This is a genomic window from Candidatus Desulfatibia sp., assembly GCF_036446775.1.
Classification (GTDB): Bacteria; Desulfobacterota; Desulfobacteria; order Desulfobacterales; family UBA11574; genus Desulfatibia_A.
In genome coordinates, this window is record NZ_JAZFTO010000241.1 from 1 (window position 1) to 10,448 (window position 10,448).

The window sequence follows — 10,448 nt, forward strand, 5'->3', positions numbered from 1 at the left end:
AAGGACTCAAAGCAACCGGCCAAACTACTGGGCCGTTTTCTCTGGGTGTGGGTCGAGGATAAAAACGACACCCAAAGCATTAAAAAGGCTGTAGATCAATGGTATCAAAAACGAACCCGCGAGACTTTGGGCCGTTACCTCGAAAAATGTTACAATGTTGCGTCTCGCCACGGTGTGCCGGAGCCATTGCTGGTAATTCGTAAAATGCGCAGGCGGTGGGGCAGTTTCAGCAACAAAGGTCGAATCACGCTCAACCTTAATCTGGTACTGGTGCCCGTGCATTGCATTGAATACGTCATCATGCATGAGCTGTGTCATTTAAAGCACAGCAACCACTCAAAAGCATTCTACTCACTCTTGACCCGTTGCCAGCCGGATTGGCGCAAGAGAAAGGAAACACTGGACAAATTCAGACCTTCCTAATTTTCTTGGAAAGTCTGGTGATCATAAATAAAGGGATAGGATTAAACAGAAAACGCTGTTTTCAGTAACCGAGGACCAACTGACATTTTAACTCCGATTTTTTTCAAGCTTTTTAAGTTTCCGAAGCGCTGCTTTACGGATGAGCCCTTCCAACACTTCTATGTTCCCTAATGACCCGGGCCGCTATCCGGGATCGATAAGCGTTATTATTTTTTAAATCTGATAGTTTTATAAAAAGTTGAATGATCGAATTTTTACGAATCCATCAACAATAAGCTTGAAAAATAGAACAGTTGGCTATATAAATAGAGGGTCGAATTAGTGATTTGGGAGATAAAACTTTAATTTTCGGAAATGCATGATTGAAGCAATCTTCAATGCAATTGTTGAAAAACGGTGAAAAACATGGGTCCAAATGTTAAAATCTGCGCCTTCTTGATAAACGGTAAATATATTTGCTTCAATTGCTACGATGCGGATAAAGATAAGAACAAAGAAGACGGAATCCTCTCAACAGATTTAATTGCTGAGATCAATCAATGTTTTTGTGAGCGATGTAAAGGGCTAATAATACCTGATCGACGTTGTATAAACAGACGAGATAATCACAAGCGCAGATATTATGATGCTACAATACTGGCCCCGGATCGACGAAGTGGCCAAGATAGAAGGAGCGATGAAGGCAGGCGAAAATCTCCCTAAGCTAAATTTTACTACATTGGTGGGAAATATTATTTTGAATAAATGCCATGTTCCAGGAAGAAGAAAGGATGGTCAATGAAAGAAGAAAAAAACTGTCTTGATTGTGTTAATTCCCTCACCCCCCAATGTCCCCAAAAAGATCATGAGTTATTCAAGAAAGCCCAAGGTTCCTCAGATGGAGAGACTCTTCTTGGCGGTGATATAAATATTTTGGCACAACTTGCTGAGGAATGCCCTGTGTTTAAACCTGTGGGTTAAACCATGAAGTTCGGCATCTGAAATTCAAGCCCCCAAACAAATTACAGACCATCCATTCAATTCTTCCGGAACGCGTGCAGCGTGGAATAGAATTCGGCTGGCACATCGATCGTCTGCCTGCTGACAAACCCGCAATCTTGGCCAATTAAATTACCTTCTATTTTCGCAATCATTTGTTAGGTTTGGTTGCCCGTTGGGGGGTAATCTCCGGACCCAGGATGATGGACAGCCAGCGGGTTTCTTCTCTGCTGTCCAGCGCTATCTTGGCGGTCATTGTCAGGGGCACCGAGAGCAGCATTCCCACCGGACCCAGTACCCAACCCCAGAATATCAGAGATAAAAACACCACCAGAGTTGAAAGTCCCAGACGCTGGCCCATAAACCGCGGCTCGATAAAATTGCCCATTACCACATTGACGAGGAGAAAACCCGTGGCGGCGGCAACGGCATGGGCAGGTCCAAGTTGAATGATGGTAAGCAGTACGGCCGGAATGGCTGCAATGATGGAGCCGATACTGGGGACATAATTCAGCAGAAACGCCAGCAAACCCCAGAGCAGCGGGAAATCAACACCGATAACGGCCAGCCATATAGCGATAAGGATGCCGGTGGCAAGGCTTATCAGGGTCTTAATCGCCATATACTGTTTTACATTGTTGATGAATTTTTCGAAGTTTATCAGAGCATCCTCAGTATCACCGAATATAGTACGCAGTTTTAGAGGCAGGCTCGATGCTTCCATCAGCATGAAAATTACGGTCATCAGAATTAAAAAGCCGTTGGTTAGCACCTTTCTGAAGCTGTTCAGTCCGGAAGCGACAAGCTTCATAGCCGCGCCCGGATTAAAAAGCTCCATCAATTCGAGTTCAGCAGTATCCATACCGAGTGTTTTCAGCTGTGTTGCGATTGTCATGGTCAGTTTTTTTAGTTTGGCTTCGTATACCGGAAGCTCTCCGGTAAATGCTTTTAGCGAAGAACCGACCAGCACGAAAATCAGCCATCCGAGCAGTGCGATGCCAAATATTACGATCAGCAGGGAAAGCCATTTTGGAATCCCTTTGCGCTGCATCCAGAACATTGGCGGGGTGCTGATAATCGCGATAAATGCGGCCAGCAGAAAAGGAACAAGGATGGGCGTAGAAGCACGCATGCCGGCGACGACAATAATAAAAGCGGCCAATACTAACATGATTTTAGATGCTGTTGTTCTCCGGGAATTTCCTTGCATGATTATTTAATCCTTATTCTATTCGGAAACAACTTTTATAGCAAATATCTTTTCTGACCTGTAAAAGCTTTGGCTGATTTTATAATTTTTGTAAGCATACAGATGAATGACAATTCTTGAGGTTTTGTTGTCGGCGTCTGCCTGGATATGGATTTGTTTAATCCATTGCCCGTCAATTGGAATTTTGGAACCGGCTTTTTTAATAGTTGCAGGCGGTTTAATATCGATTGCAATAGTAGGGTTTTCCCCTTCAAGGTTAAAATGTACTGAAGGCATAAAATACTGGTTGGCGTGAAACAATACCAGTTCCTTGGTTCCGTTTTTAGCCCTGAATGTAATGTCATCGATTACAAGGGGGAGCTTTGCTTTTGCTTCGAGTTGTTCCGGTTTTTCTTGATCATGTTTGGGTTGTTGCATCGATTTGGGCTTATCCGCTTCAGGGGGAGGAGGTGGTTCTTCAGGTTGGATCAATGCAGCTGATTTTTGCGCTGACCTTGCAGCAGTTTGACGGGTGGACTGAATAATCATAGCGATGGTTACGGGCTTAAAGTACGAAATCAATCCTTTTTCTTTTAACTTTGCACCAAATTTGCGTGCCTTATTTTCATTTTCGAATTGGCCCATGTAAACTCGAAACCAGCTTTCTCCTTGCACATCTTCCAATATAGCGACAACTTGAGACGCATGTTCTTTCAGCTTTTGGACGTGTTCTTCGGCATTTTTGTTTTGTTTATAAGAGCTAACATGCAAAAAATAAATGTCGGTTTCAAGTTCGCAGTCACTGGATTTTGCCGGGGATGTCTCACTCATTGCTCTGATCATGTAATCTTCTATCAGGCCCGACTTCTTCATTGTTAAAGCTTGTTCTTCAACTTCTTTTTTTGATTCATGCAATGCAATGTAGATTTTATATAATTTCCCTTTTGCTTTTACAGTTTCGCAGTTGTAGAAGGCATTATAGCCGAGACTCTTAAAATGTATTGATTGCTGCACGGCGTTGAGCAGGCTCCTGTATGCAGCAACCTGAATGGCATAAAATTGCTTGCGGGCATCATTTTTATGCGGCTCGATTAATGCCAGGCTTTCCTTGGCCTTGGCGACGGCAGGAGTTTTTCCAGGTTCTGCCATTTTTACCTCTTTAGAGGCTTTTTCAGGTTCCGGCATGCGAATTTTTTTTGTTACAATGACAGGTTCTGATGCATGTTTTTCTATGGAAGGTGAATGCCAAAAAGAAATGAATACGACGGCAAGCAGGAATATAAGGATAATGCCTGCCTTTTTCATAACATTTTCCTTATATAATTTTTGGTGTCTGTTCAGAAAGTTTTTAAAGTTGAGCCAGCGACGACGCATCACAATTATACCTTTATAACATATGGATCACTTCAGACAAAATTTTCATTTCCTCGGGTGAGGCAATCCCAATCCAGATGGCATCATTGCCGCGATAATAGAAATAATGAGATTGGCCCAGGCCGGTAACAAAATGATATACGTTACCTGAGATATCGAGGTCTTGATGATTTTGAAATCCAGTGACGCTGTCTATCTTTTTGTGCATTTTTGCTATTATCGATTCAGCCTCCTTTGAATCTTTATGTATAGATACCCATATTGTCATTTTGTCTTCGCCATTTCCTCGATAAGCTGCGATGAAACCATTTTCCATGCTAATACTGCTTCTATGCAGCCTGCTGATTTGTTTTTGAGCCTCGTTGCCTTCTATAATCCGGACCAGCTTCAATGAACCGGCAGTTTTTAGAAAGCTTTGCTTGGTAACTTCTTTATCTACACGATTGGCAGAGTCGTAGGCAATTTCAGGTCTTGGGGAGATATCTTTTTGATCAGATATATTTATAAGCAAAACAATAGCAATGACAGCTGCAGCACCTATCAACACAATAGCGGTTTTTATGTTCATATATAATCCGAGCTTAGAGGCTTCGCTCCAATTAATCAATAAAGGGATAAAGGGCGCAATAATATTGGTTTGATTATAATGTAGTTGCGGTTGGATTGCTATAGATTTGTTAATTTTTTGGTAGAAGGCCTTACTATTTTCTATCTAGAATCTCCCCGAACTTGTGTCATCAAAGCATTATCTTGATAACGACAATAATTAATATGGCCAGCGGATAATAACTGGCCATGTTGAAAAGCGCCATTGCATACACAGGCTGATTGGTTTTATAAAGCAGTGAGGCGGGTAATACAAAAAGACATAACCCGGTTGCGACGGAAGCGACCGCAAAAGGAAACTCAAAAGGTATTGGAGATAAATAGAGCACGACAGCAGAAAGAATAACCGTAACAATAAGAGTCCCTATAATAATGACGTTAGCAGATTCGAGACCCAGCCGCACAGGAACCGTCCGGGCGGAAAGACGCCGATCTTTATCGAGGTCGGTGCAGTCATTGGGAACGTTCTGGCCGCCGATTTCCCAGCAAAATAGCCAGAAAAACAGAACCATTAAAAACAGCGGAGAGGGATGCGGATCTACGGCAAATACACCGGCAATGGCTCCTGCGGTTTTAACGCCGCCACTGACCAGGGTGCGGAGATGAGTTACTTTGAGCAGTAAACAGTATATTATTTCCAGGATGCAGCCGGTTAGGAAAATAACTATACAGACGGGATTTAAGCGGTAGGCGCCTATCATCGCCACGGCCGACCAGGCCGCAGTCCATAGCAATCCTTCGTAAAAGCTCAAATATCCCTGAGCCATGGGATGTCGGACCATAACGGCATCCAGGTCACAACCGGGGTCAAAAGCTTGGCACAATTGTATTTTCTCTTTATCGACCCGGTAGTCGATAACATCGTTAAGGGCGTAAACCGCTGTGTAACCGGCAAAGGTTGTGATCAGGCCTATCACAATTAATTCAAAGGAAGGGAATCTGCCGAGCCACAGCAGGGCACCTAACGCCGGGGTGGCCATGTCCAGCAAACCGTGGGGTGTTCTGGAAAGGGCCCAGAAAAGTTTTAAGCGGGAAAAACCGGTATGCTGGCAGGCAAGCGGGGTCATTTATGTATCCTAAGCCGGATTAAACGTATTAAATGCTCAGCTAATTAACACTCAATCATCATTTCCGTCAAGGCGTACCAAATCTTTCCGGCTGGAAATAAAAAAAGTATGATCTGGATAGAAACTACTTAAACAGGGGTGTGCTTAAGTATCGTTCCCCGGTGCTCGGCAGGATAACAACGATAAGTTTGCCGTTTGATTCGTCGCGTTTTGCCATCTCAAGCGCGGCCCAGACTGCTGCTCCGGATGAGATGCCGGCAAGAAGCCCTTCCTTTTCGGCCAGTTGCTGCGCGGTTTCAAAGGAGTCATCATCGGTAACGGTCATAACTTCATCAACCAGCGACATCTCCAAGACGTCGGGGACGAAGCCGGCACCGATGCCCTGTATTTTGTGGGGACCGGCGGTGCCGCCTGACAATATCGGCGAATCAGCCGGTTCCACGGCAATAGCCTTAAAAGCAGGATTTCTCTGCTTGATGACCTGGGCTACACCGGTGATGGTGCCGCCGGTACCGATCCCGGATATCAGCATATCCACCCGGCCGCCGGTGTCTCGCCATATTTCTTCTGCTGTGGTTTCTCTGTGAATTTGGGGGTTGGCCGGATTCTTGAACTGGTCGGGCATATAGGCATCTTTGTTTGAATCGACAATATTTTGGGCCTCTGCGATGGCCCCCTTCATCCCCTGGGCACCCGGCGTCAGCACAAGTTCCGCGCCCATGTGTATTAGTAGCTTTTTTCTTTCGACACTCATGGTGTCAGGCATGGTAAGACAGAGCCGATACCCCTTGGCCGCACAAACAAAGGCCAGGGCGATGCCTGTATTTCCGCTGGTGGGTTCCACGATCAGTGTGTCCGGACCGATTAGGCGGTCGGCTTCCGCCGCTTCAATCATGGATATTGCAATGCGGTCTTTAACGCTTGCCAGAGGATTGAAAAATTCCAGTTTGGCCAGGATCTCAGCCTCCAGTCCGTCAGCGATGTTGTTCAGGCGTACAAGAGGGGTTCTACCGATAGTAGCGTTTATGTCGGGAAATATTTGCACGGCTCATACTTTCATTTTATTTAGTCCTAAAAAAACCTGGTCCTTCCCCGCAATGCGGGATCTTTGATGGGCCAGGAGTCTTTCCTATCAGTGGGCGCGCCGGAGGCTTTCATCTGCTGCGTTATTAAGGGCTCGCAATAGTGCACTATGGCTTGACTTCGGCTGAGCTCCCCTCGGCATGCTCGGGGCCTGAGCTTGTCGAAGACAGTCGATGCCCGCCCTTAAGTGCCTTGCATATGAAAGCCTCCGACTCGTGCAAGATTCAGGTATTAAGCTTTTCGATTATGTTTGAATATCAACCGCGGCGTCTCCATAATTACCTTGGTGTCCGCAGGCACCGATTTCGTTAACCAGACATTACCCCCGATGACGGAACGCGCACCGATCACGGTATCGCCGCCCAATATGGTAGCCCCCGAATAGATAATAACGTCATCTTCGATGGTGGGATGGCGTTTCTTGCCTCTAAGCTTTTCACCGGCATCTTTGGGCAGGGAAAGAGCCCCAAGGGTCACACCCTGATAGATACGTACATTTTTTCCTATCCCGGTGGTTTCACCGACCACGATGCCGGTTCCATGATCGATACAAAAACTTTCCCCGATTTCAGCTCCCGGGTGGATATCAATGCCTGTTAAGCTGTGGGCATGTTCGGTCATGATACGCGGGAGCAGCGGCACCTTAAATCCATATAGCTTGTGGGCGATCCGGTATACGGTAATGGCAAACAACCCCGGATAGCAGAAAATAATTTCATCATGGCTTTTGGAGGCGGGATCCCCTTCATAAATAGCCCGGACATCTGTTGTCAGTATTTGCCGCAAAGACGGAATCGACTCCAGAAAGTCGAGAGCAATTTTCTGGCCCTGCTCCTCGCAGTCGCTGCACAGCTGGCCGTACCTGAGGCATTCATGCCGGATGCTGTGGGCAACCTGTTCGGAAATCATATCAAAAAGGACTGAAACGGTCTGGCCGATGTTGTATTTCAGATTGACAGAATCGACCGTGCCCCCGGAAAAGTAGCCCGGAAAGAGAATTTTTCTTAACTTATCGATGACATCGACAATATATCCCTCGGAAGGGATCGGATCATAGTCGCTATGGGTATGCGTAAAGCATTCCGAATCATAACAGTTTGCAATGATGCTTTCGGTAATTTCCGGAAGTTGTTTTCTGCTGCGGGATAATTCTTCAGCCTCTGTTTTGCAGGACTGATCCAGTTTTTTTAAATCTTTCTCCATTTTTAGATCTCCATAGTTGTAATAAGGATCATGATAAAATCGATGGCGTCGTAAAAAGTCCCATCTACTGCGTTATAGTATTTTTTCAGACATTAGGCATACTACATGTATGGCCTCGTTCCTGAAAAAATACTACGCTTTTTTATCCCGCCGAGGTTTGGCGGGGGTATATGAACCTTTTTACTTAGCCATCTATAGTTGAATTTGTGACTTTTTATGAGATCATCAAATCTAAAGCAGAAAAGGTGTTTTGTCAAAACAATACTGCCACATAGAGGCGTGCTTGGCAATGCTTATGCATTTAAAAGCCGAAAATCTGTGGGTAGGATAATCAAGCTACAGGCTGCAGTGGGCCAACCAGACCAGATGGGTGCCGACCATTTTTTACTCCGGTCTGTGCGAAATCCGGGCAAATTCGAATTTTTATTTTTAAGCGGGGCAGCCGCTTTTTTATATAAAATTGTGGGACAATTTTATATCTTGACAAAGAGATGAAGTTATCTTATTATATTTCTTAGCATTGAGATTTGAATTCCCTATACGATTTTATTAAGGAGGAATAACACGTGCTGTCTCAAACGGGCATATATGCAATCCGGGCCATGAGCTATATTGCCTCGCAGCAGGACGATGCAAAACCTTTACTGTTCCGCACTATTGCAAAAAAAATGCCGGATGAAACAACCATCGATAAAGTTCGATAAAATTTTTAGACCGCCGGCGGCACAAACGGCAAAGAGCAAATAATTAAAACCCGGATGAATTCTTCATGATAAATTCGGGAAAGGATGAGGTGAGAGATGGAAGCATATTTGAATAAAGGGATCAAAGAGATTATCGATCAATTCTCCCAAGTAGAAGACATCCTTAATGAATATGATATCGGCTGTGCGCCTTGCAGCGTGGGTACCTGTCTGTTAAAGGATGTTGTGGAAATACACAATTTGTCTGCGGATAAAGAGCAAGAGCTGATGGCAAAAATTGCCCAAACCATATACCCTGACCAAGATGTAAAGATACCCCGGGTTGCAAGGAAAACCGAGACCGAACCAAAAGAAATACAGTACTCCCTTCCAATGAAAATGCTGGTTGATGAACATGTTTTGATAAAAAGACTGATCGCCTTGGTTCCGGAGGTAGTAAAAAACCTTGATGTGGATTCGGCCGAAGGCCGGCAGTTGATTATCGATACGGTCGATTTCATACGGTCCTACGCTGACAAATTCCATCACGCCAAAGAAGAAGATATTCTTTTCAAATATTTCGATGAAAATTTGGATATCCTTAAAGTTATTCATGCAGATCACAAACAGGGGAGAAGTCATGTCAAGGCCGTGCTTGAAGCGCTTGACAAAAAAGATGAAGCGACAATTGGAAAACACTTGACCGCATATGGTGCTCTTCTTACAGAGCATATCAAAAAGGAAGACGAAATCCTATATCCCTGGATGGACAGGAGTCTTTCCATCAGTCAAATTGGCAAGCTATTTTCCGAATTTAAAGCGGCAGATGAAACTATTGGATATTCACCTTCAAAATACGAAGAGTTCATTGACCGGTTGGAGAAAAAATTTAAGGGATAATAAAATCACTCTGAAGGACCGCGAGAAACGTTTTGTTAACGAAGGCTGGCGCAAGATGAGAGCCAGAGTTATACATTAAAGCGAAAGGTTATAACATCTCCGTCCTGAACCGCGTAGTTTTTGCCTTCGAGCCTGACGGTACCTTTTTTTCTGGCTTCATGATAGCTGCCGGCATCCATCAGGTCTTTGTAGGCAACCACTTCAGCCCGAATGAATCCTCTTTTCATATCTGAATGAATTACCTCGGCAGCATCGACGGCGCTGGTACCCTGTTTAACGTTCCAGGCTTTTACCTCTTTATTAACGAAGGTAAAAAAGGAGATAAGACCAAGCAGTTCACATGACCGTTGGATGACCCGATCCGTTGCTGATGCAGAAATTTTGAACTCTGTAAGAAATTCCCCGGCTTCTTCAGCAGACATCTGGGCAAGTTCCTGCTCGAGCTGGCCCCTTATCACCATACAGTCTTCCTTGTCCGTCAGGTTTTCAATAACCGGCAGACGGTCATCCTCGTCGTCATTGTTGAACAGTACCAGGATCGGCTTGGCGGAAACAAAAGAATATCCTTTGAGCACATGCGCAGAAGAAAGTTCCGGAATTTTTCTTAAAGGCATTTCGCTTTCAAGATGTTTCAGACACCGGTCTAAAAGAGTCAGTTCTTCCTGGTACGTTTTTTTACCTCGTTTGCGATCTTGTTCGATACGCTCCTTTCTTTTTTCAATCACCACCAAATCAGCCAGGATGAGCTCCTGGTCAAGGGCGTTATAATCTTCCAAGGGCCTCGGTTCATCAAAACCATACCCGCTGAAATTGCGGATCACATGGATCAGGGCATGACAGTCCCTTGCCTGGGTCCAGATCTTCTGGTCTTTTGGGGATCCCATCATTCCCGGAAGGAAATATTCGACCTGGGTATAAACGGTCTTTTGCGGCTTGAACATG

General features: G+C 44.9%; 11 protein-coding genes. 4 read left to right on the plus strand and 7 right to left on the minus strand.

Annotated elements, in window-relative coordinates; translation table 11 throughout:
• Together V3S16_RS11325 and V3S16_RS11330 are read left to right on the plus strand one after the other, a co-directional pair.
• Window positions 1-423: M48 family metallopeptidase (locus V3S16_RS11325; protein ID WP_413884996.1), on the plus strand; the 423-nt coding region annotated here is incomplete at its 5' end.
• 777 nt (window positions 424-1,200) lie between these two features.
• A complete protein-coding gene (locus V3S16_RS11330) occupies window positions 1,201-1,383 on the plus strand; it encodes a hypothetical protein (RefSeq protein ID WP_413884998.1) in 183 nt (60 codons plus the stop codon).
• 169 nt (window positions 1,384-1,552) lie between these two features.
• On the opposite strand, the gene V3S16_RS11335 is transcribed toward V3S16_RS11330, so the two are convergent.
• The 6 genes from V3S16_RS11335 to epsC all read right to left on the minus strand — a co-directional run bounded on the left by V3S16_RS11335 (window position 1,553) and on the right by epsC (window position 7,923).
• A complete protein-coding gene (locus V3S16_RS11335; protein WP_413885000.1) occupies window positions 1,553-2,611 on the minus strand; it encodes an AI-2E family transporter in 1,059 nt (352 codons plus the stop codon).
• A gap of 18 nt (window positions 2,612-2,629) precedes the next feature.
• Window positions 2,630-3,895, minus strand: a complete 1,266-nt coding sequence (locus tag V3S16_RS11340; protein WP_413885001.1) for an SPOR domain-containing protein — start codon at window positions 3,893-3,895, stop codon at window positions 2,630-2,632.
• A gap of 82 nt (window positions 3,896-3,977) precedes the next feature.
• Window positions 3,978-4,532, minus strand: a complete 555-nt coding sequence (locus tag V3S16_RS11345; protein WP_413885003.1) for a hypothetical protein — start codon at window positions 4,530-4,532, stop codon at window positions 3,978-3,980.
• 169 nt (window positions 4,533-4,701) lie between these two features.
• Window positions 4,702-5,637 carry a UbiA family prenyltransferase gene (locus tag V3S16_RS11350; protein WP_413885005.1) on the minus strand — a complete coding sequence of 312 codons (936 nt, stop codon included), beginning with the start codon at window positions 5,635-5,637 and terminating at the stop codon, window positions 4,702-4,704.
• Between the two features lie 124 nt (window positions 5,638-5,761).
• The gene (cysK, locus tag V3S16_RS11355) at window positions 5,762-6,682 is read right to left on the minus strand and encodes a cysteine synthase A (RefSeq protein WP_413885007.1); all 921 of its coding nucleotides are present in this window, start codon (window positions 6,680-6,682) and stop codon (window positions 5,762-5,764) included.
• Between the two features lie 269 nt (window positions 6,683-6,951).
• Entirely contained in the window at window positions 6,952-7,923 is a 972-nt protein-coding gene (gene epsC, locus V3S16_RS11360; protein ID WP_413885009.1) for a serine O-acetyltransferase EpsC, read from the minus strand.
• A 566-nt stretch (window positions 7,924-8,489) separates the two neighbouring features.
• Between epsC and V3S16_RS11365 the strand changes: the two genes are divergently transcribed.
• Together V3S16_RS11365 and V3S16_RS11370 are read left to right on the plus strand one after the other, a co-directional pair.
• Complete coding sequence (locus V3S16_RS11365) at window positions 8,490-8,627, plus strand: hypothetical protein (protein WP_413885010.1); 138 nt, start codon at window positions 8,490-8,492, stop codon at window positions 8,625-8,627.
• Window positions 8,628-8,723: 96 nt separating this feature from the next.
• Window positions 8,724-9,506, plus strand: coding sequence for a hemerythrin domain-containing protein (locus V3S16_RS11370; RefSeq protein ID WP_413885012.1), 783 nt, complete (start codon window positions 8,724-8,726; stop codon window positions 9,504-9,506).
• A gap of 68 nt (window positions 9,507-9,574) precedes the next feature.
• Here the strand turns inward: V3S16_RS11370 and V3S16_RS11375 are convergent.
• A partial coding sequence (locus tag V3S16_RS11375) for a DUF933 domain-containing protein (RefSeq protein WP_413885014.1) occupies window positions 9,575-10,448 on the minus strand: 874 nt, incomplete at its 5' end.

Coding starts and splice junctions, on each gene's coding strand:
- V3S16_RS11330 (WP_413884998.1), top strand. CDS start 1,201: ATGAAAGAAGAAAAAAACTGTCTTGATTGTGTTAATTCCCTCACCCCC.
- V3S16_RS11335 (WP_413885000.1), bottom strand. CDS start 2,611: ATGCAAGGAAATTCCCGGAGAACAACAGCATCTAAAATCATGTTAGTA.
- V3S16_RS11340 (WP_413885001.1), bottom strand. CDS start 3,895: ATGAAAAAGGCAGGCATTATCCTTATATTCCTGCTTGCCGTCGTATTC.
- V3S16_RS11345 (WP_413885003.1), bottom strand. CDS start 4,532: ATGAACATAAAAACCGCTATTGTGTTGATAGGTGCTGCAGCTGTCATT.
- V3S16_RS11350 (WP_413885005.1), bottom strand. CDS start 5,637: ATGACCCCGCTTGCCTGCCAGCATACCGGTTTTTCCCGCTTAAAACTT.
- epsC (WP_413885009.1), bottom strand. CDS start 7,923: ATGGAGAAAGATTTAAAAAAACTGGATCAGTCCTGCAAAACAGAGGCT.
- V3S16_RS11370 (WP_413885012.1), top strand. CDS start 8,724: ATGGAAGCATATTTGAATAAAGGGATCAAAGAGATTATCGATCAATTC.